General features: G+C 69.3%; 19 protein-coding genes. 7 read left to right on the forward strand and 12 right to left on the reverse strand.

Annotated elements, in window-relative coordinates; translation table 11 throughout:
* The first annotated feature begins 91 nt into the window (after positions 1–91).
* The 3 genes from BH708_RS07510 to BH708_RS07520 all read left to right on the forward strand — a co-directional run bounded on the left by BH708_RS07510 (position 92) and on the right by BH708_RS07520 (position 3,946).
* Complete coding sequence (locus BH708_RS07510) at positions 92–1,558, forward strand: MFS transporter (protein ID WP_083713365.1); 1,467 nt, start codon at positions 92–94, stop codon at positions 1,556–1,558.
* 199 nt (positions 1,559–1,757) lie between these two features.
* Complete coding sequence (locus BH708_RS07515) at positions 1,758–2,939, forward strand: Gfo/Idh/MocA family protein (protein ID WP_076807823.1); 1,182 nt, start codon at positions 1,758–1,760, stop codon at positions 2,937–2,939.
* Between the two features lie 158 nt (positions 2,940–3,097).
* A complete protein-coding gene (locus tag BH708_RS07520) occupies positions 3,098–3,946 on the forward strand; it encodes a sugar phosphate isomerase/epimerase (RefSeq protein ID WP_157235807.1) in 849 nt (282 codons plus the stop codon).
* A 167-nt stretch (positions 3,947–4,113) separates the two neighbouring features.
* Here the strand turns inward: BH708_RS07520 and BH708_RS07525 are convergent, their stop codons facing one another.
* The gene (locus tag BH708_RS07525; protein WP_076807826.1) at positions 4,114–4,482 is read right to left on the reverse strand and encodes a hypothetical protein; all 369 of its coding nucleotides are present in this window, start codon (positions 4,480–4,482) and stop codon (positions 4,114–4,116) included.
* A gap of 183 nt (positions 4,483–4,665) precedes the next feature.
* Between BH708_RS07525 and BH708_RS07530 the strand changes: the two genes are divergently transcribed.
* Entirely contained in the window at positions 4,666–5,487 is an 822-nt protein-coding gene (locus BH708_RS07530) for a SurA N-terminal domain-containing protein (protein WP_076807828.1), read from the forward strand.
* 145 nt (positions 5,488–5,632) lie between these two features.
* Here the strand turns inward: BH708_RS07530 and BH708_RS07535 are convergent, their stop codons facing one another.
* Genes BH708_RS07535 through BH708_RS07545 form a run of 3 tightly spaced genes read right to left on the reverse strand, consistent with a single transcriptional unit; the run spans position 5,633 to position 8,936 of the window.
* Positions 5,633–7,141, reverse strand: a complete 1,509-nt coding sequence (locus tag BH708_RS07535; RefSeq protein WP_076807830.1) for a tripartite tricarboxylate transporter permease — start codon at positions 7,139–7,141, stop codon at positions 5,633–5,635.
* Positions 7,141–7,923: a tripartite tricarboxylate transporter TctB family protein gene (locus BH708_RS07540; protein WP_253705512.1), complete on the reverse strand. Its 783-nt coding sequence runs from the start codon at positions 7,921–7,923 to the stop codon at positions 7,141–7,143. The genes BH708_RS07535 and BH708_RS07540 overlap by 1 nt, the downstream gene beginning before the upstream one ends.
* Positions 7,920–8,936, reverse strand: coding sequence for a tripartite tricarboxylate transporter substrate binding protein (locus BH708_RS07545; RefSeq protein WP_076807832.1), 1,017 nt, complete (start codon positions 8,934–8,936; stop codon positions 7,920–7,922). Before BH708_RS07545 ends, BH708_RS07540 begins: the two co-directional genes overlap by 4 nt.
* A 227-nt stretch (positions 8,937–9,163) precedes the next feature.
* Between BH708_RS07545 and BH708_RS07550 the strand changes: the two genes are divergently transcribed.
* Complete coding sequence (locus tag BH708_RS07550) at positions 9,164–9,508, forward strand: universal stress protein (protein ID WP_076807834.1); 345 nt, start codon at positions 9,164–9,166, stop codon at positions 9,506–9,508.
* A gap of 243 nt (positions 9,509–9,751) precedes the next feature.
* Here the strand turns inward: BH708_RS07550 and BH708_RS07555 are convergent, their stop codons facing one another.
* The 3 genes from BH708_RS07555 to BH708_RS07565 form a co-directional block, all read right to left on the reverse strand.
* Positions 9,752–11,317 carry a GMC family oxidoreductase gene (locus tag BH708_RS07555; RefSeq protein WP_076807836.1) on the reverse strand — a complete coding sequence of 522 codons (1,566 nt, stop codon included), beginning with the start codon at positions 11,315–11,317 and terminating at the stop codon, positions 9,752–9,754.
* Positions 11,314–11,904, reverse strand: coding sequence for a hypothetical protein (locus tag BH708_RS07560; protein WP_076807837.1), 591 nt, complete (start codon positions 11,902–11,904; stop codon positions 11,314–11,316). Before BH708_RS07560 ends, BH708_RS07555 begins: the two co-directional genes overlap by 4 nt.
* Before the next feature lie 196 nt (positions 11,905–12,100).
* Entirely contained in the window at positions 12,101–12,892 is a 792-nt protein-coding gene (locus BH708_RS07565) for an IclR family transcriptional regulator (RefSeq protein WP_076807839.1), read from the reverse strand.
* Between the two features lie 228 nt (positions 12,893–13,120).
* On the opposite strand from BH708_RS07565, the gene BH708_RS07570 reads away from it, so the two are divergent.
* The gene (locus BH708_RS07570) at positions 13,121–13,441 is read left to right on the forward strand and encodes a putative quinol monooxygenase (RefSeq protein WP_076807840.1); all 321 of its coding nucleotides are present in this window, start codon (positions 13,121–13,123) and stop codon (positions 13,439–13,441) included.
* Positions 13,442–13,461: 20 nt separating this feature from the next.
* Here the strand turns inward: BH708_RS07570 and BH708_RS07575 are convergent, their stop codons facing one another.
* The 5 genes from BH708_RS07575 to BH708_RS07595 all read right to left on the reverse strand — a co-directional run bounded on the left by BH708_RS07575 (position 13,462) and on the right by BH708_RS07595 (position 17,214).
* Complete coding sequence (locus BH708_RS07575; RefSeq protein ID WP_076807842.1) at positions 13,462–14,097, reverse strand: endonuclease; 636 nt, start codon at positions 14,095–14,097, stop codon at positions 13,462–13,464.
* 94 nt (positions 14,098–14,191) lie between these two features.
* A complete protein-coding gene (locus BH708_RS07580) occupies positions 14,192–14,596 on the reverse strand; it encodes a cupin domain-containing protein (RefSeq protein ID WP_253705513.1) in 405 nt (134 codons plus the stop codon).
* A gap of 3 nt (positions 14,597–14,599) precedes the next feature.
* Complete coding sequence (locus BH708_RS07585; RefSeq protein WP_371329996.1) at positions 14,600–15,370, reverse strand: DUF899 family protein; 771 nt, start codon at positions 15,368–15,370, stop codon at positions 14,600–14,602.
* A 3-nt stretch (positions 15,371–15,373) separates the two neighbouring features.
* The gene (locus BH708_RS07590; RefSeq protein ID WP_076807846.1) at positions 15,374–16,000 is read right to left on the reverse strand and encodes a dihydrofolate reductase family protein; all 627 of its coding nucleotides are present in this window, start codon (positions 15,998–16,000) and stop codon (positions 15,374–15,376) included.
* A 161-nt stretch (positions 16,001–16,161) separates the two neighbouring features.
* A complete protein-coding gene (locus BH708_RS07595) occupies positions 16,162–17,214 on the reverse strand; it encodes a tellurite resistance/C4-dicarboxylate transporter family protein (RefSeq protein ID WP_076807848.1) in 1,053 nt (350 codons plus the stop codon).
* Between the two features lie 231 nt (positions 17,215–17,445).
* Here BH708_RS07595 and BH708_RS07600 point away from each other — a divergent pair, with 231 nt between their 5' ends.
* Positions 17,446–18,942 (forward strand): MDR family MFS transporter, encoded by a 1,497-nt coding sequence (locus BH708_RS07600; RefSeq protein ID WP_083713368.1) that lies wholly within the window; start codon positions 17,446–17,448, stop codon positions 18,940–18,942.
* Positions 18,943–18,982: the final 40 nt, after the last annotated feature.

An 18,982-nucleotide genomic window follows, 5' to 3' on the forward strand; every position in this document is an offset into this window, starting at 1 on the left:
CGGCCTTCCGGCCGCGGCGACGATCACGACACAGGACCCCACCGGGCCTACTCCTGTGTCCTCTCAAAGATGAGGAGCGAGGAGCACAACGATGAGCACCACCGACACAGCACCCGGGCCGGACCGCGTGGTCCCGACAGGCCCGCCGAGCGCGACGGCCACGCGCCCCTTCGGATGGCGCGACAAGATCGGCTACATGTTCGGGGACTTCGGGAACGATTTCACGTTCCTTCTGCAGTCCACGTTCTTCCTGATCTTCTACACCAATGTGATGGGCGTCAGCGCCGCCCACGTCGGCCTGCTGCTGGGCGGCGCCCGCATCCTCGACGCCTTCACGGACATCGGTGCCGGTCGTCTCATCGACATCATGAGGCCGGGGAAGAGCGGGCGCTTCAAGCCCTGGCTGCTGCGCATCATGATCCCGGTCGCCGTCGCAGCCATCCTGATGTTCTCGCCCTTCCTCCAGGACGGCAGCTACGGCATGCGCGTGGCCTGGATGATCGTCACCTACGTCCTCTGGGGCTCGGTCTTCTACACCCTGATCAACATCCCCTACGGATCGATGGCCTCGGTGATCTCCCACAAGGCCGGCGATCGCGCCTCGCTCTCCGTGTTCCGCTCTCTCGGCGCCACCCTCGCCAACATCGGGATCTCCGTGGCGCTGCCGCTGATCGTGTTCGTCCAGATCGACGGCCGGTCCGAGCTCTCGGGCACCCGGATGATGCTGGCCGCGGCCGGCTGCGCCGTCCTCGCGATCCTCTGCTACCTGCTCTGCTTCGCGAACGTCGAGGAGCGCATCGAGACCCTGCCGAAGGCCAAGGACGAGCGCATGGGATTCGCGACGACCCTGGGCACCCTGGTCACCAACCGTGCCCTGACCGGGATGATCGCCAGCTCGCTGTTCATGCTGGTCGCCTTCATGACACTGGGCTCGATCATGCCGTACGTGCTCAACGAGTACTTCAACAACGGCCAGCTGCTCAGCGCCGTGAACTTCGTCGGGCTCGTCCCGACCCTGCTGCTGGTCCCCGTCGCGGCGAAGCTCGCGAAGGCGTTCGGCAAGAAGGAGGTCGGCATCGCCGGCCTGACGCTGGCCGTCATCGCCGGCCTGGTGCTGTTCGCCGTGCGAACCGACAGCCCGTACGTGTTCATGGCCGGCTACGCGCTCCTCATGTTCGGTGTCGCCTGCCTGAACATCCTGATCTGGGCGTTCATCACCGACGTGATCGATTTCCAGGAAGTCCGCACCGGCGAGCGCAACGACGCCACCGTGTACGCCACCTATTCCTGGGCCCGCAAGCTCGGGCAGGCCGCCGCCGGCGTCCTCACCGGCTCAGCGCTGACGGCGATCGGCTACGAGTCCAGCGCCGGCGAGCACATCATCCAGACCGATGCGGTGCTCAACGGCATCTACAACCTCGCCACCCTGCTCCCGGCGCTGCTGCTGCTGGTCTCGCTCCTGGCGCTCATCTTCTGGTACCCGCTGTCCAAGAAGCGCGTCGAGGAGAATGTTGCGACACTGGAGGCCAAGCACGAGGCCGAGGGTCGCCAGTCCTGACCCGAGCGTCGGCGGCCCCTCCCCGGGGCCGCCGACGGTCTCGTATCCGCGGTGCCGCGAGCGCGGCACCGCACGGCATCCCCCGGCCTGCAGCGCGGACCTGAGCCGTCGCCCCGCGCAACGGGCCTGCACCGTCGGCCCGCGCGGCGGGCCGGACCACTCACCGAAGAGACCTCGTTCACCGAAGACAGGAGACACCATGGCGGAGACGCCGGAGAAGACAGTACGACTCGGGATCATCGGGCTGGGCGCCCAGGGCGGTATGTACGCCGGGCTGCTCGCCGACGGCAGGATCGAGGGCATGACCCTCGGCGCCATCGCCGATATCGATCCCGCCAAGAAGGAGCTCGCCGCGAAGAAGCACGCGGGCGTCCCCTTCTACGAGGACTACATCGCGATGCTCGATTCGGGCGACGTCGACGCCGTGGTCACCACCGTGCCGCACTTCCTGCACTCGGAGATGACCATCACCGCCATCGGCAAGGGCGTCCACACCCTCACCGAGAAGCCGGCCGGCGTCTACACCAAGCAGGTCGAGGAGATGAACGACTTCGCGGCCGCTCACCCCGAGACCACGTTCGCCATCATGTTCAACCAGCGCACCAACCCGGTGTACACGGACCTCAAGGAGCTCATCGCCTCCGGGGAGCTCGGGAAGCTGCGCCACACCTCCTGGATCATCACCACCTGGTGGCGTCCTCAGGGCTACTACGACCAGTCGGCATGGCGTGCGACCTGGGGCGGCGAGGGCGGCGGCGTCCTGGTCAACCAGGCTCCGCACCAGCTGGACCTGTGGCAGTGGCTGGCCGGCACCCCGAAGAAGGTGTTCGCGAAGCTCGCCTTCGGGTTCCAGCGCGACATCGTCACAGAGGACGAGGTCAACGCGGTCGTCGACTTCGGCGACGGGGCCACCGGCCACTTCATGACCTCCACCAACGACATCATCGGCACCGACCGCCTGGAGATGCTGTTCGACCGGGGCAAGGTCGTCGTCGAGGGCTCGAAGAAGGTGACCATCACCCGTCTCACGGAGGACGAGCGCTCCCTGAGCGACAAGATGACCATGCAGGACGTCGCCAAGCTCTTCCGCGGCGAGATGGACCCCTCCGCGGTCTACACCGTCGAGGAGAAGGAGTACGAGTCGGCCTGGGGCAAGCAGCACATCGACGTCCTGACCAACTTCGCTGCCCACGTCAACGAGGGCACGGAGCTGATCGCGGACGGCGCCGAGGGGATCAACGGCGTCCGCCTGGCCTCCGGCATGCAGCTGTCGGCCTGGACCGGGCGGGAGATCGACCTGGTCGACTACCCGGCCGAGGAGTACCTCTCCGAACTCAACAAGCGCATCGAGGCCGAGGGCACGTTCCCCGTCCGCTCCTGAGCGCACCGGATCCGGGGCGGCAGCGTTGAGCATGCCGCCCCGGGCCCGCATCGCATGACCGACGCCGAGGGGGCCGGGCCCCGTCGGCCGGACGATCACCGCACCACCCGGGCCGCGCGCCCACGGCGCAGGCCCTCGGACCTCGAAGGAGAATCACCTTGCCCGTCCTCGGACTCCAGCTCATGATGCTCAAGGACCAGATCAACGATCACGGGATGTACGACGTGCTGCGCCAGGTGCGCGAGCTCGATATCAACGCCGTCGAGGTCTCCCAGGTGGAGATGACCGACGAGCTGATCGACGACCTCGTGCGCGCCAAGGCCGACTTCGGCGTCGAGACCGCTGCCATGAGCGTCTCCGTCGCCCCCGGGGGCAACGGCTTCGCCCTGGAGACCGAGTTCGATCGCGCCGTCGAGGCCTGCCGGAAGACCGGCTCCCGATTCCTGCGCATCGGCATGATGCCCTTCGAGGCCATGACGTCGAAGCAGGCCTGCGAGACGTGGGCAGCCTCCGTCGAGCCCCATGCGGCCCGCCTCGCGGAGCAGGGCATCACCCTGTGCTACCACAACCACCACGTCGACCTCATCCAGTTCGACGGCGAGCGGATCTTCGACATCGTGCGCCGCGTCGCCCCGTCGCTGCTGTTCGAGGTCGACCTGCACTGGGTCCAGCGCGGCGGCATGGCACCGCTGGACATGCTGGCCGCCTACGAGGGCGCCTGCAAGCTCATCCACGTCAAGGACTTCCGCATCGCTCCCCTGCCGCAGGAGACGTACGAGAAGTTCGAGGCGAAGGAGATCGAGATGAAGGAGTTCTACGGCGCCTTCCTCTCCCTCGCCCAGTTCGCCGAGGTCGGCCAGGGCAACATGAACTGGCCCGCCCTCCTGCCGGCCGCGGAGAAGGCCGGGGCGGAGTACTTCCTCATCGAGCAGGACGACACCTACGGCCGCGACCCGATCGACTGCATCCGCGAGTCCCGCGAGTACCTGAGGTCCATCGGGTACTGACCCCCGAGCGGCACCGCCGCCACCGACACGTCGCCCGTCGCCCGTGCTCTCGCACGACGGCGGACCTCGTGCGTCCCACGGGTCCTGGACCGCGGCCGCGCGCAGGTCCCGATCCGAGAGCGAGGCCGGGGCCGAGGCGCCTGCGGGCAGGATCGCGTCCGGCGGCCTCAGTCGGCGGTGGCGGAGTGCTGGAGGTAGGTGCGGATCTCTCGGATCCTCGCCGTCTTCGAGGTGCCCGCGAAGCGGATCACGTGGCAGAAATCCACGCGCTCCCGGCCGCGCACGAGGTAGCCGTCGCACGCGGCGAGACGGCCGTGGTTCAGGACCGTGAGGATCTCTCCGCTCTCAGGGGACAGGGGAGGCCGCACGTAGCCGTCGCTCGCGGGCGCTGGCTCACCGACGAGCGTCCAGGCGACATCCTCCCGGAGCCACCCGCGCACAGTCTCCTCCTCCGCCGCCGCCCAGGCCACCGCGACGTCGGCCACGATCGCCATCCGCGGGGAGTTGCCGCAGTCCTCCGAAATCGTCATCTCCATGGCTCGACACCCTAGAGGTGTCCGACCGGTTCTCCCCTGGTGACACCGGGAGCCCCTGACCGTTATCATTTCGTGACTCTTGCCACGGAACCCGGCTTCCTGAGGGGAGTATGAGCGCTCCTGCAACGAGATCCCAGGTTTCGGGGCGTAGCGTCGCCCGCGCCGTCAACCTCAGGAGGCACAGTGAAGATCCCCCGCACCAAGGCGATCCGCAACTCGGTCGCCGCCGTCTCGTTCGCCGCCATCGTGGCGCTGACCGGATGCAGCGACCAGGGCGCTCCCTCGGGCGCCAGTGATGGCGGCGGTCAGAAGCCGGCCGCGAGCGACGGCGGTGGCGCCCCCGCCGCCGGCAGCGATGGCGGCGGCCAGGCGATGCCCGAGCCCGACACCTCGGACGTGCCGGACGTCGTCGCCGAGGTCAACGGCGAGAAGATCTCCAAGGACGAGTTCGTCACGCTCTACGAGTCGACGTTCCAGCAGGCTTCGATGCAACAGCAGCAGTCGGGCCAGCAGCTCGACCAGGCCGAGCTGAAGAAGCAGGTCGCGAACCAGCTCGTCGACAACCGTCTGCTCCTGCAGGCATCCCAGGACGCCGGCATCGAACCGACCCCAGAGGACGTCGACGCGACCCTGGAGAAGATCGCGAAGCAGAACGGTCTCGGATCGGCCGACGAGGTCGTCTCCGCGCTCGAGCAGCAGGGCATGAGCGAGAAGGACGTCCGCGAGGACGCCGCCTCCCAGTTCGCCCTGACCTCCTACATCGAGCAGGAGGCGGACATCAAGGAGCCGAGCGAGGAGGAGTTGAAGGCGCAGTACGACCAGCTCGTCCAGCAGCAGTCCCAGGCCGGCGGGCAGCAGTCCGGCGGCCAGCAGTCCGAGGTGCCGCCCTTCGAGGACGTCAAGGGCCAGCTCGCCGACCAGGCCAAGTCCCAGCAGCAGAACGAGGCGGCCACCAAGATGGCCGAGGATCTGCGGAAGAAGGGCGACGTCACGATCAACCTGTGATCATCGCTCGCTCCGCCCGGTGACGGCGGCCGCCTCCCCGAGCGCAACGTCACCGCACCGCGACGGGCCCCGTCGGCGTCCAGGCCGACGGGGCCCGTCGTCGTCGCTTCGGGCCGACGGTGCCGCCCTCGTCGTGGCGTTTCGCTCAGAGGTCCCGCCGCGTGCGCTTGCGCACGGCACTGCGCACCGACAGAGCGACGACCACCAGCAGCAGTCCGTAGATCACCAGGGTGATCGGGCTGGAGACCAGCACCCGCGGGTCCCCGACCGAGGACAGCAGGGCTTCGCGCAGCGAGGACTCCGCCAGCGGTCCCAGCACCATGCCGATCATGAGCGGGGCGACCGGGTAGTCGTAACGGCGCATCAGAAAGCCGATCACGGCGATCACCAGCAGCAACACGAGATCGAAGACCGCCGCCGAGGTCGCCCAGATGCCCAGGCCGCAGAACAGCGAGATCCCCGCATACAGGTACGGCTTCGGGATCAGCAGCAGCTTCGCCCACAGCTGGGCGAACGGCAGGTTGATCACCAGCAGCACGATCATGGCCAGGAAGAAGCTCGCCAGCAACGGCCACACCAGGTCGGCGCTGTTCTCGAACAGCAGCGGCCCGGGCTGCAGGCCGTACTGCTGGAAGGCCGCGAGCATGATCGCGGCGGTGGCCGAGACCGGCAGTCCCAGCGCGAGCAGAGCTCCCATCGCCATGCCCGTGGTGGCGTTGCCGGCGGCCTCGGGGGCCGCGAGACCGCGGATGGCGCCCTTGCCGAACTTCGGGCTGCGCCGACGCCGGTCCAGCCGCCGCTCGGCCTCATAGGCGAGGAAGGTCGGCACCTCGGCACCGCCGGCGGGGATGACGCCGAAGGGGAGCCCGATCAGAGTGCCGCGGCCCCAGGCGGGGGCGGCCTCGGTCAGCTCCTGACGGCTCAGGAACGGGCGTCCCTTGCCGCTGCGGACCCGGAGGTCCTCCCGATCGCGACGCACGCGGGAGGCCACGAACAGCACCTCACCGAGCGCGAGCACCGCAACGGTCACGGTCACCAGCGAGATGCCGTCGAACAGCTGGGGGGAGCCCAGGGTGAAGCGGGTCAGCCCGGAGATGCCGTCGGTGCCGATCAGCGTGATGCCGATGCCGACGACCAGGGCGGCCAGGCCCTTCAGCACATTGTCGGAGACCACCGAGGAGGTGGCGATGAAGGCGAACAGGGCCAGCGCGAAGAACTCCGGAGGACCGAACCTGGAGGACAGTTCCACCAGGGTCGGGGAGATGAAGACCACCAGGATCGAGGCGACCATGCCGCCGACGAATGCGCCGATCGCCGCGGTGGCCAGAGCCTGCGGGCCCCGACCGGAGTTGGCCATCTTGTGGCCCTCGAAGGTGGAGGCGATGGCCGAGGCCTGTCCCGGCGTGTTCAGCAGGATCGCCATGGTCGAGTCGCCGAACAGGCCACCGAAGTACACCCCCGCGAACAGGATGAACGCGGCGGTCGGGTCGAGCGCGAACGTCATCGGCAGCAGCAGCGCCACCGCCATCGAGGAGCCCAGGCCCGGCAGGACGCCGACGGCGGTGCCCAGGAGGCAGCCGACGACGACCCAGAGCAGGTTCATCGGGGTCAGGGCTCCCGCGAAGCCCTGCATGAGCAGGTCGAGCTGTTCCATCAGAATCCTCCTCCCAGGATGCCGGAGGGCAGGATCAGTCCCAGCCCCGTGCCGAAGATCAAATAGATGAGCGAGCTGAGGAACAGCGCGATCACGATGTCGAAGAGCGGTCTGCGGGATCCGAATCCGTGGGCGGCGCACCAGAACAGCAGGGCCCCGGCGAGGATCCAGCCGAGCCAGGGCAGCAGCAGGGCGAAGGCCAGGAAACCACCGGCGACCCAGGCCAGGGCCACGAAGTCGGAATGCGTGCGGTAGCTGCGCCCCGAGAACTCGGCTGACTCGGCCGTCTCAGTCGTCTCAGTTGTCTCAGCTGTCTCGTCTGTCTCAGCTGTCTCGTCTGTCTCAGCTGTCTCGTCTGTCTCAGCTGTCTCGTCTGTCTCAGCTGCCCCAGCTGCCCCAGCTGCCCCAGCTGCCCCAGCTGCCTCGTCCGACTCGTCGACCGGCTCCGGAGTGCGCAGCACGCCGAGGGCGAGCAGCACCGCCAGGACCAGCCCGACCGCGCCGAGGATCATCGGGAAGAAGCGCGGGCCGGGGAACTCGGTGCCGCCGGCGTCCAGCATGCCTGCGCCGATCAGCAGGAACAGGCTGAAGACCGCCAGCAGGCCGGGCATCAGCAGCGCCGAGCGGCCGTACCAGAAGCCGTGGGGCCGTTCGTCCGCGGAGGGCCCCTCGGGGACGCCGCCACCGGTGGCGTGGCCGACCTGAGCGGGATCGCCGGGAGCACCGTCCTCGGTGATGCGCTCGCCGGGGACGTGGTCGTCGGTGGTGCCTGCGCCGGTCATCCGCGGATCTCCTCGAACAGCGCGCCGATCCGCTCGGTCTCGTCGGCGACGTACTGGACGAGCTCCTCGCTGCCCAACGGGACTTCCTTCCAGTAGTACCGCTTCACGGCATCCTTCCATTCAGGGGTCTCGATCGCCTCGGCGATGAGCTGCTCGAGCTCGCCGATCTCCTGGTCGGTGACCACGGGCGGTGCGAACAGCGCCCTCCAGTTGGTCAGCGTCACGTCGTAACCGAGCTCAGGAAGGGTCGGCATGTCGATGCCGTCCAGCCGCTCGGGCGCCACCACACCGAGGCCGCGCAGATTTCCGGCCTCGATCTGCGGATACATGTCCGCGAACCCGCCGGCGGTGGCCTGAGCCGTGCCGTTGAGCAGGGCCTGGATCGCCTCGCCGCCGCCGTCGGAGGGGATGTACGTGGTCTCGGCCGGGCTGATGCCGGCGTTCAGGGCCAGGTCCGTCATCACGAGTTGGTCGAAGGAACCGCCCCCGGTCCAGGCCACCCCGGCGGGGTCGTTTTGCCAGGCGGTGACCAGCGAGTCGAGGTCCTGATACGGGGAGTCCGCAGGGACCGTGACCAGGGCGTACTCCTCGACCACGCGGGCGATCGGGGCGACATCCGTGATCACCGAGGCGGTGTCGAACTGGATCTGCGCCGCGATCTGCCCGGTCCCGCCGACCATCAGGGTGTTCGGCCGGTTCAGCTGGCTGACGCTGCCGATCGCGATGGTGCCGCCGGCGCCGGGGATGTTCAGCACCTGCACGTTGCCGACCAGGCTGTTCTTGCGCATCGCCTGCTGCATCTCGCGCTGGAACGCATCCCAGCCGCCGCCGGCGGCGGCCGGGGCGACCAGGGTCAGGTTCGCGCGCACGTTGGTTCCGCCCGCGGCAGCTCGGATCGACTCGTAGGCGGCCACCCCGATGACGGGGACGGCGAGGACGCCGAAGCCGATGCTGAGCGCGCGGCGTCGGGTCGGGTGCGCCGTGGACGGCGCGCTTTCTTCCGGGGGTGCCATGGGCACGACTCCTTCGTCGGGGGCGCGCGGCGCAGCGCGGGTCCGCGCGCCGATGCGTGACCTGACCATGGAAACATGCCTCCGAGGATGGGTGCGTCCGTCGTCCGCCCATCGGCGGTGGTGGCCCGCGCGATCCGCGCATCGGGCGCGGACGCGTGCTCCCGCCCCTGTCCGCATCGGTTAGGGTTCCGGCACACGACGTCGTCACAGCTCGCGAAGGAGCGCCCATGTCTGTTCTCGTCGCCGGCACCTCCACCGCCCCGGGCCGCGCCGCCTATCGCTTCGGGATCGAAGAAGCCCGCCGGCGCGGCGAGGACCTGATCGTGTTCCTGCTGGAGGGCGAGCACTCACCCTCCCCGGATCTCGGCGAGGTCAGCGAAAGCATCGAGCATCCCGACGATCGCACGCACTCCCCCGCCGGCGACCTCATCGACCGGGCCGAGCGCGACGACATCTCGGCGGTGGTGATCGGTGTGCGTCATCGCACAGCGGTCGCGAAGCTGTTCCTCGGCTCCTCCGCCCAGCAGGTCATCCTCGAGGCCAACAAGCCCGTCATCTGCATCAAGTCCTGACAGCCGAAGGCTCGCGGCACCTCTCGGGACGTCCGTCCTCCGCTCCTTCGCACCTCGCCTTCCCCTGGGCCCCGCCCTTCCCCTGGGTCTCGCCCTTCCCGTGCGCCGTATCCCCCTGCTCCTCGTCACTCGGCTCTGGTCGGGTACGGGCGCCAGGGCGTGCGCGCCGGCTATATGGCCGGCACGCACGCCCTACGACCTGTACCCGACGATCAGCCTCCTGCGGAGCTCGTTCGGCGCCTCTCAGATCCTCCCGGCCCGCAGCTCCTCGGCGAGATGCTCCGCCTGGCGGATCGCGAGCGCCACGATCGTCAACGTCGGGTTCGCCGCAGCACCGGTGGTGAACTGCGAACCGTCCGAGACGAACAGGTTCGGCACGTCGTGCGCCCGGCCCCAGCGGTCCACCACGCCGTCCTCGGGACGCTCGCTCATGCGGCACGTGCCGAGGTTGTGCGTGGACGGGTACGGGGTGGTGCGATGGCTGCTGACCGCACCGACGGCCCCGTACAGCCGCTCGGCCGCCGAGTAGGCGTGCTCGCGCATGGCGACATCGTTGGCGTGGTCATCGACGTGCACGTTCGCCACCGGCAGCCCGTGCTGGTCGGTCACCGTGGAATCCAGGGTGATCGCGTTGGACTCCTGCGGCATGTCCTCACCCACCAGCCAGCAGCCCGCGGTGTTCTCGTAGGCGTCCAGGAGCCGGGTGAAGCTCGGCCCCCAGGCCCCGGGCTCGACGAAGCTGGCCATGAAGGCCGGGCCCAGCGAGATGGTCTGGATGTAGTAGCCGCCGGCGAAACCGCGCGAGGGATCGTGCACCGACTCGTCGGAGATGTTCCCGGCCATCGTCTCGCCGCGGTACATGGTCACCGGCTTGTCGAACTGCGCGTACACGCTGCCGGTCATGTGGCGCATGTAGTTGCGGCCCACCTGCCCCGAGGAGTTCGCCAGACCGTCGGGGAACATCGCGGACGAACTCAGATGCAGCAGGCGCGGCGTCTCGATCGAGTTGCCGGCCACGCACACCACCTTCGCGGCCTGCCGATGCAGGTTCCCGTCCCGGTCCAGATAGATCACCGCGTCGACCCGGCCGGACCGGTCGTGCAGGATCTGGGCGACATGGGACTCCGGGCGCAGGTCCAGCAACCCGGTCTCCAGCGCCCGCGGGATCTCCCGCACCCGTGTCGACCACTTCGACCGGTTCTTGTCCCCCTGGAAGTTGAAGCCGTCCTGGATGGAGGCGGGACGGCCGTCGTACGGCTCGGCGTTGGTGCCGTAGGGGCCCGTGGCGTAGTGGCGGTAGCCGATCCTCTCGGCCCCGGCGGCGAGGACCTTGTAGTTGTTGTTCGCCGGCAGCGGCGGTCGGCCGCCGCGATGGGTCGAGCCGATCGCGTCCTCGGCGCGGGTGTAATAGGGCTCGAGGTCCTCCAGCCCGATCGGCCAGTCCTGCAGGTTCGCGCCGTCGATGCGGCCGTAGGTGCTGCGGGTCGCGAACTCGTGGGCCTTCAGGCGCGGGGTCGCGCCCGACCAGTGCGTGGTGGTGCCGCCGACGGCCTTGACGATCCAGGCCGGCAGATTCGGGAAGTCCCGGGCGACCCGCCAGCTGCCGGAGGTGGTGCGGGCATCCGTCCAGGCCATCTGGTTGAAGGCCTCCCACTCGAGGTTCATGTAGTCCTCGCTGTGCAGGTACGGGCCCGCTTCGAGGACGACGCACTCGATGCCCTGACGGGTGAGCTCGTACGCGAGGGTGCCCCCGCCCGCGCCGGAGCCGATGATGACGACGGTCTCGGTGTCGTGGTCGATGGTCTTCATGCTCGATCCTTCCTCCGATTCCCGACGCGCCCTGCTCTGGCCCTGCTCTGGCCGGCGGGCACCGCGGCGCCGCGAGTGCTGGACGTGCTGGCCGAGGCCGGCAGATCCGAGACGACCTCCTGCAGCGGCTCGCCGTCGTACTCCTCGATCCGGGGGTCGGGCAGCCAGTCCAGGTCGTCGAAGCCGCGGTCGATGTAGCCGCCCTTGTCGAAGGACGGCCCCTCGTAGCCGAGCGCGTCCCACACCTCCTCGTCCTCGTAGAGGGTGACCACGACCGTCTGCCGGACGAAGCCGAAGAACGTCGTGTGCTGGATGCGCAGCAGGATCGGCAGGGCCTCCTGCGCGCTGAGCTGTTCGAACCTGCCTCCGGCCAGAGCCTGCAGGGAATCCAGGCCCTGGGCGAGCTTGAGCCGCATCCACGTGCTCGCCTCGGCCTGCTTCTGCACGACGGCCGCGGTCCGCGCGTACGCGGTATCCGGGACGGTCTCATGGGGGAACGCGGCTTTGACCAGGGCGGTCAGCGTTCTCTCCGCCTCCGCTGTGCCCTCGACGTCGTTGACGGTCTCGCTGCTGAGCTCTGCACTCATGACCTCTCCTTCCCTGGCCTCCTCGCCAGTGATCTGGAGCACAACCTAGGAGGGGCCCGGGGCCCGGGCAATCCGCGTTATCGCCGGGCGAGAACCGCCGAGGAGCTCCGACCGGTGGCCGGTTCCCGCCGCGTCGGTGTGGCGACCCGGTCCCGTCGCCTCGGTCGATCCCGTCGACCGGGGCCGTGCCGGGAGCTCAGGAGTGATGCGCCCCGAGACGGTAGGCGCGGCCGGCCCGGGAGGCGCAGGCCCGGACCCGGTCCTCGATGTGGCGTGTCCTTCCCGCATAGGCGGCGACCGGGGCCGAGACGGCGACCGAACCGATGAGCATCCCGTCGTCGGCCTTGATCGAGGCGGCGAGGCAGTCGGTGCCGCGCTGGAACTCCTCGTGCTCCCAGGCGATGCCGCGCTCCGCGATCTCGTCGAGGTGGCGGCTCAGCTCCGCCGGGTCGGTGAGCGTGCTGGCGGTGTGGGCGCGCAGCGCACCGCCCTCGAGGTAGGCATCGCGGTCCTCGGGCGCAAGGGCGCTGAGGCCGACCTTGCCGAAGGCGGTCGCGTGCGGGCTCTCGTGGAACCCGAATCCCATCGGGGACAGCCGCGGGCTCTGCGGGGAGTCGGAGACGTGGACGACGACGAAGTCGGTGCCGCGGTGGATGGCGAGGTAGGCGGCCATCCCGAGATCCCGGAACATCGCGTGGACCTCTTCGCGGACGGCGCGCGGGATGCCGAGGTCGTCGTGGAGCCCGACGGCGAGTCGGTGCAGCTGGTAGCCGAGGGCGAAGCGCTGCTCATCGCGCAGATGGACCAGGTAGCCGGCGCGGATCAGCTCCTGGGCGGTGCGGTACACGGTGGGCAGCGGGATCGCGGTGGCGTCGGCGATCGTGCGCGCCGTGCTGCTGCCTCCGGCGGCGACGGCCTCGAGCACGGCGAGCGCGCGGGCGATCTGCCCCGTCGGCGCCTCCTCGCCCCGATCCGGCATGGTGTTCATGAAGCCCCCTCGCGGTGTGCCCTCATTGTGCAGCAGGATGTCGGGAGAAGAATGCGTTCTTGCCTTGCGAGAATCGCCCTACCGCACCCACCGTGGAGCAGGGCACGCTGGGTCGGAGCACGACGCCGCACGCCCTGCGACACGACAGATGCGCGAACCGCCTCGCGTCGTGCGACGAGACGCGCGATGCGACATGCGACGCGACCGACGACGAGAAAGGACCCGACGATGATCCTCATCAACGTGAAGTTCCCGGTGAAGCCCGAGCACGCCGACGCCTGGCCGGAGATCACCCGCGAGTTCACCGAGACCACGCTCGCCGAGCCCGGCAACCTGTGGTTCGAGTGGTCCCGCAGCGTGAAGGAGCCCAGCACGTACGTGCTGATCGAGGCGTTCACCGACGAGGGCGCCGGCCCGCACGTGAACTCCCCGCACTTCGCACAGATGCAGAAGGAGTTCCCGCAGTACCTCACGGCGACCCCGCAGATCATCTCCGAGCAGATCGACAGCGACGGCTGGGGCCCGATGGGCGAGCTGCAGGTCGACTGACGCAGCAGCGCGCACCCGGTTCACGACAAATCACCGGGGTCGATCTTCCCGAGCTCCGCACGGACCAGCGCTGCGGCGAGTCGAGCACGGTCCTCGGGGTCGACGAGCGCGTCGAGCGCGTCGGGTTCCTCCGGCAGACCGAGCCGGCGGGCACCGTCGAGCGCCTTGCGGTCGAAGAAGGGTGCGAGACCGGGCCAGACCCCTTGCACCTCGCGCACGAAGATCGAGGCTCCGGTGGGGCCGATGCCCGGGAAGTCCTGCAGGAGTTCTCGCACGTCCGCGGACCCGTCGGCCGCGTCGCGGAGGGCTCGCAGGTCGCCCCGGTAGGTGTCGAGGAGCAGCCGGGCACCGTCGCCGAGGCGGAAGGCGGTGGATTCGTCGTAGCGGCGGTAATGTCCCCGGCCCAGGGCGTCGACCCGTTGCTGCCACGTGGATCCGGCCATCCGCTGCGGGGTGCGGAATCCGGCGGCGGACAGCTCCCGGGCGGCCGCCACGGCGATGTCGGCGTCGATGCGCGTGGACAGCAGAGTCGCGAGCACGAGCAGGCGATACAGGGGTGAGGGCTTGTCCTTGAGGGTGATGCCCGCCTGCGCGGCATAGCTGGTGCCGTGGGCTGCGAGCAGGGCGGTGGCGGTCTGTCGGTGCGATCGGGTCACCTGCACTCCTTTCCGGAGTCGACCCGTCTCCTCCGAGTCATCTCGTCCGTGCCGCCCGAGCGGGCCCACGGGATGCTCCGGAGCGGGTGCCATGTCATGCGAGCCATTCGGTCTCGATGGCCTCGGCGGGATGGATGTGGACGGCCTCGTAGCCGTCAGGACCGGTGCGGAACGTGTGCGGCATGCGCGCAGGGGCGACCAGCACCTGCCCGGCCCGACCGATCACGGTCTCGTCCCCGAGGGTGAAGGTCGCACTGCCGCGCCGGATCAGGAACGTCTCCGCATAGGGATGGAGGTGCAGGCGCGGCCCCTGCCCCTCCCGAGTCGTGGACTCGAGGATCAGCGAGACCCCGGCGCCACCCGGGAGATGTTCGTAGTTCTCGGTCCAGTCCTCGCCGTCCTCGCGTCCGTCTGCGCGGCGGACCCGGAGATCGCCGATCCTCCAGGTCGCCCGGACGTGCCGCTCGTCCGTCATGTCCGCCTCCTCAGGAGATGTCATGCATCAGGGATGGTCCCGGCGTCCGAGCGTCGACACCGCGGTCGCGCCGGGCCGGGTCCACTGGGGCAAGGGCCTGCTGGTCTCGCCCCAGGTGGGGGTGCCCTCGACGTCGGTGCGCCAGGCCCAGCAGGCGTGACGACCCTCCGGCCAGCCGTCGGGGACGTCCTCCCAGGTCTCGCCGCGGCCGTACGGGGTCATGTCCAGCAGCCCCATCGCCGCGTTGACGCGCTCGTTGCCGCGACCGGTGGTGCGGTAGGTGAGGTAGGTGCGCTCGCCGTCGCGCAGGAAGCTGGCGAGGTGGCCCATCTGGCCTCCGATGGGTTCGTCGAGCCCGCGCACCGAGTACCAGGGCACCCTGTGATAGCCCATGAACTCCGTGTACGACGCGACCTCGTCCCACGCCCCGGGCGTGAGGATCGCGAGGGAGACCCCGTGGCCGTTGAGGTACGTCGCGTCCTGCAGATGCCACGCGGTGGTGGTGCAGCCCTCGCACTGGCCCTGGTGCGGTGCGCCGTCATGCCACATGTGCTGGTAGACCACGAGACGGTCGCGGCCCTCGAACAGGTCCCGGAACGGCACGGGTCCGTCCCGGCCGACGACGTCCGCCCCGCCGTCGACGTCGACCATGGGCAGGCGGCGCCTCTCTGCGGCGAGGGCATCGCCCTGTCGGGTATGGGCCTTCTCCCGCACCAATAGCTCGTCCCGAGCCTCCTGCCAGCTGGCCATGTCCACCACCGGCGGCATTCCGCTGGGTCGGACGTCCTCGGAGGTCACCGCTCAGCGCTCCCAGCCGGTGCCGGGAGGCCGGGGCAGGTAGGTCGGCTCGTACTCCAGCAGCTGGAGCCCTCCGCCGAAGGTGCGGGCCTCGGTCAGCTCGAGGCCGTAGTCGGCGAACTGCTCCCAGATGCGTTCAAGACCCGTGCGGCCAGTGATCACCGGGAACAGGACGACGCGGAAGCGGTCGACGAGCCCGGCCCGCATCAGCGAGCTGCTGAGGCGGATGCTGCCCGTGGTGGACAGCGGACGGGTCGAGGTCTGTTTCAGCTCCCGCACGGCCTCGATCGCATCGGTGCTGACCAGGGTCGTGTTCGGCCAGGACAGAGGCGCTTCGAGCGTGGAGGAGAAGGCCACCTTCGGCATCTCGGCCATGTGGGCGAAGCTCGCCTTCTCCTCATCGGAGACATCGACCCCTTCAGCCTGCTGGGCCATCTGGGACATGAGCCGATAGGTGGTCGCCCCCATCAGCGTGAGGTATTCGGGCTCCTGGTCCAGCCAGTCGAGGTATTCGGCGCTCTGCATCCCCCACCAGCCGGGCCATCCCTCGCCGGCGGCGCACCCGTCCAGCGACAGGATGAAGTCGACCAGCAGCGGCTGGGTGGCGGACGGGTTCGGCGTGGCACTCATGGAACATCCTCATCATCGAGATCGACGCATGTGCGTGCCCGGACCACGCTACGTCGGGGCACCGTGCTCCGGCCACCCCTCGACCCGGTCCGATCGCTGCCGGGGGCGTGCCCGTCCCTGGCGCGGACCGGTGCCTGCCGCGGGTCAGACCCTGCCGAGGCTCAGGCCCTGCCGCGGGCCAGGCGTGCCAGAGTCACCACGAGCCCAGCGGCGACGAGGGCCCACGCCAGCACGGCGACGCCCAGGAACACGACGCCGACGATCTCGACCATCGGCAGGTGCTCGACCCGGCCGAGTCGCATCGAGGCGACGGCGAACATCCCCAGCGGGAAGACCATCGACCACAGGGACGGGGTATACCGCAGCGGGACGCGACGGAGCACGTGGCGCCAGAGGCCGCCCCCCGCCAGCAGCGGCAGGAGCCAGGCCGCGAAGCACCAGAAGACCACGACGGTCCCGCCGATGAGACCGCGGGCCGCGTCCACCATCGGCACCGAGGCCATGTCCACGATGCTCGCTCCGGCGACGACCGAGATCGCCAGCGCCCCCATCGCGACCCAGTAGGTCGGCTCGAACTGCTCCGGGGTGATCCCGTGGTGGACGACCCGGAGGATCACCAGCACCGCGATCCCCACATAGAGGATGGTCCCCACCGACCACGCCATCACCGTGAGCACGCCGAGCACGTCGGCCAGCCGGGGCGTCGCCGGATGCAGTCCGGACAGTCCGACGGCGAGGGACTGCGAGGCCACCGACCAGATGAACCAGGACCCGTTGGTGCGGGCGAGGATCGGCTCTCCGTCGCGGGTCATCAGCACCTGCCACGGCAGCACGTACCCCAGCACCAGCCAGATCGCCGCGGCCAGGGCCAGCAAGCCGGTCGCGGCCATCCCCGCCCCGTGCTGGTGCAGGCCCACGGCCACCACGTCGGTGCCGGCGACGATCGTGAAGAAGGCGAAGGCGGTCTCCGGGTTGCGCGCGTCGGCCCGCATGCGGTCGCCGTGACGGACCCAGCGCGCCACGAAGAGGACCACGAGCATCGCGTAGGCGACGGCCGCGATTCCCAGCGGGATCAGCGAGAGGCGCGAGGCTCCCGCCTCATGCACCGCGATGGAGACGATCCCGGTTCCCATCACCAGCGCGAAGTAGCCCGGGGACAGTCCTGCGAGGGCCTGGTCCGAGCGGGTGCCGAGGGTGGAGGGAGCACTGGTCACTCCTCCATTGTCCCCTGAGCGTCACCTGAGAGGGAGCGGCCGCGCAGGAATACCCCGTGCACGACGACGCGGACTCGTCGTGGACGTCCGGCCCGTGAGACCTGGAACATTTAGTTGCACTCACTGCAATTTCAGGCCTACTGTCGACCACGGACGACCGTCGGTGGAGCCGCGCCATGCCCACGGCCAGGAGCGTCCGACATCCATGACGCACGAGAGGGGCCAGGTCGCTTGACGAGCAAGACCACCGGAACGCCGTACGGAGCGACCGAGGACGAAGGGGCCGGAGGCGGCTCCGATCACGGGCCCTCGCACGTCGCCGGACGCAATGTCGTGCTGGCGACCCTGGTCTCCGGCGCTTTCATCGTCATCCTGAACCAGACGCTGCTGAACACGGCGCTGCCGGCCTTCATGCGCGAGTTCGGGATCACGGCGATCTCCGCCCAGTGGGTCACCACGACGTTCATGCTGGTCAACGGGATCATGATCCCGGTGACGGCCTTCCTCATCCAGAAGTTCACCACGCGGACGCTGTTCTTCACCGCGATGGGGCTGTTCACCATCGGGACGGTGATCTGCGCGATCGCACCGGCGTACCCGGTGCTGCTGCTGGGTCGCGTGATCCAGGCGGCCGGGGGCGGCATCATCATGCCGCTGATGCAGAACATCCTGTTCGCCGTGTTCCCGATCGACAAGCGCGGCACGGCGATGGGAACCTTCGGCCTGGTCATCGCTTTCGCCCCGGCGATCGGCCCCAGCCTCTCGGGCTGGATCGTGGACCACCTCCCGTGGCAGACCCTCTTCATCATGATGCTGCCGATCGCGATCATCGACATGATCGTCGCGTTCTTCATCCTCCGGAACGTCACCGAGCGCACGTTCCCGCGCCTGGACGTGCTCTCGATCATCCTGTCCACCCTCGCCTTCGGCGGCCTCCTGTTCGGCCTGGGCAATGCCGGCAACTCCAGCTGGACCAGCCCGCAGGCCCTGGTGCCGCTGGTGATCGGCGCGCTCACCCTGATCTGGTTCGTCCGCCGCCAGCTGCGGCTGCCCGAGCCCATCCTCGAGTTCCGCGTGCTGCGCTATCGCATGTTCACCCTCGGCACCGTGCTCGGCATGCTCGTGTTCATGGCGATGATCGGCGGGATGCTCCTGATCCCGCTGTACATGCAGAACATGGTCGGCTACACGGCGATGGAGTCGGGGCTGGTGCTGCTGCCGGGCGCGGTCGTGATGGGGCTGATGTCCCCCGTGACGGGGCGGATCTTCGACCGCTTCGGGGCCACGGTGCTCGCCGTCGTCGGCTTCACCCTGGTCACCGTGACGACCTTCCTGTTCGCCGTGCTGACCACCGAGACCTCGCTGGTCTACATCGCCGGAGTCAACGCGGTGCGGATGTTCGGCACGGCCATGGTGATCATGCCGGTGACCACGGCGGCCCTGAACCAGCTGCCCCCGCATCTGATCCCGCATGGCACGGCCCTGAACAACACCATGCGCCAGATCGCCGCCTCGGTGGGAACCGCCGTGCTGGTGACGGTCATGGCCGAGTCCGCCCTGGATCCGGAGAAGTACGGCGTCCCCGGGATGATCCACGGCGTGAACGTCGCGTTCATCGTGGCGGGCGTGATCGGCGCCCTCGGCGTCATCGGGGCATTCTTCCTGCGCGGCACCAAGCCCCGCCAGGTCTCGGCCACTCCTTCGCCGCAGGACGCTCCCACCTCCTGACCCGTCGGCCACGCGAGCGCACGCAGGGCCTGCGGGGCCG

The organism is Brachybacterium sp. P6-10-X1 (genome assembly GCF_001969445.1).
Classification (GTDB): Bacteria; Actinomycetota; Actinomycetes; order Actinomycetales; family Dermabacteraceae; genus Brachybacterium.

Bases quoted from the DNA above. Each gene is read 5' to 3' on its own strand.
- BH708_RS07510 (WP_083713365.1), top strand. From the start codon at position 92: ATGAGCACCACCGACACAGCACCCGGGCCGGACCGCGTGGTCCCGACA.
- BH708_RS07515 (WP_076807823.1), top strand. From the start codon at position 1,758: ATGGCGGAGACGCCGGAGAAGACAGTACGACTCGGGATCATCGGGCTG.
- BH708_RS07525 (WP_076807826.1), bottom strand. From the start codon at position 4,482: ATGGAGATGACGATTTCGGAGGACTGCGGCAACTCCCCGCGGATGGCG.
- BH708_RS07535 (WP_076807830.1), bottom strand. From the start codon at position 7,141: ATGGAACAGCTCGACCTGCTCATGCAGGGCTTCGCGGGAGCCCTGACC.
- BH708_RS07540 (WP_253705512.1), bottom strand. From the start codon at position 7,923: ATGACCGGCGCAGGCACCACCGACGACCACGTCCCCGGCGAGCGCATC.
- BH708_RS07545 (WP_076807832.1), bottom strand. From the start codon at position 8,936: ATGGCACCCCCGGAAGAAAGCGCGCCGTCCACGGCGCACCCGACCCGA.
- BH708_RS07550 (WP_076807834.1), top strand. From the start codon at position 9,164: ATGTCTGTTCTCGTCGCCGGCACCTCCACCGCCCCGGGCCGCGCCGCC.
- BH708_RS07555 (WP_076807836.1), bottom strand. From the start codon at position 11,317: ATGAAGACCATCGACCACGACACCGAGACCGTCGTCATCATCGGCTCC.
- BH708_RS07560 (WP_076807837.1), bottom strand. From the start codon at position 11,904: ATGAGTGCAGAGCTCAGCAGCGAGACCGTCAACGACGTCGAGGGCACA.
- BH708_RS07565 (WP_076807839.1), bottom strand. From the start codon at position 12,892: ATGAACACCATGCCGGATCGGGGCGAGGAGGCGCCGACGGGGCAGATC.
- BH708_RS07570 (WP_076807840.1), top strand. From the start codon at position 13,121: ATGATCCTCATCAACGTGAAGTTCCCGGTGAAGCCCGAGCACGCCGAC.
- BH708_RS07580 (WP_253705513.1), bottom strand. From the start codon at position 14,596: ATGACATCTCCTGAGGAGGCGGACATGACGGACGAGCGGCACGTCCGG.
- BH708_RS07590 (WP_076807846.1), bottom strand. From the start codon at position 16,000: ATGAGTGCCACGCCGAACCCGTCCGCCACCCAGCCGCTGCTGGTCGAC.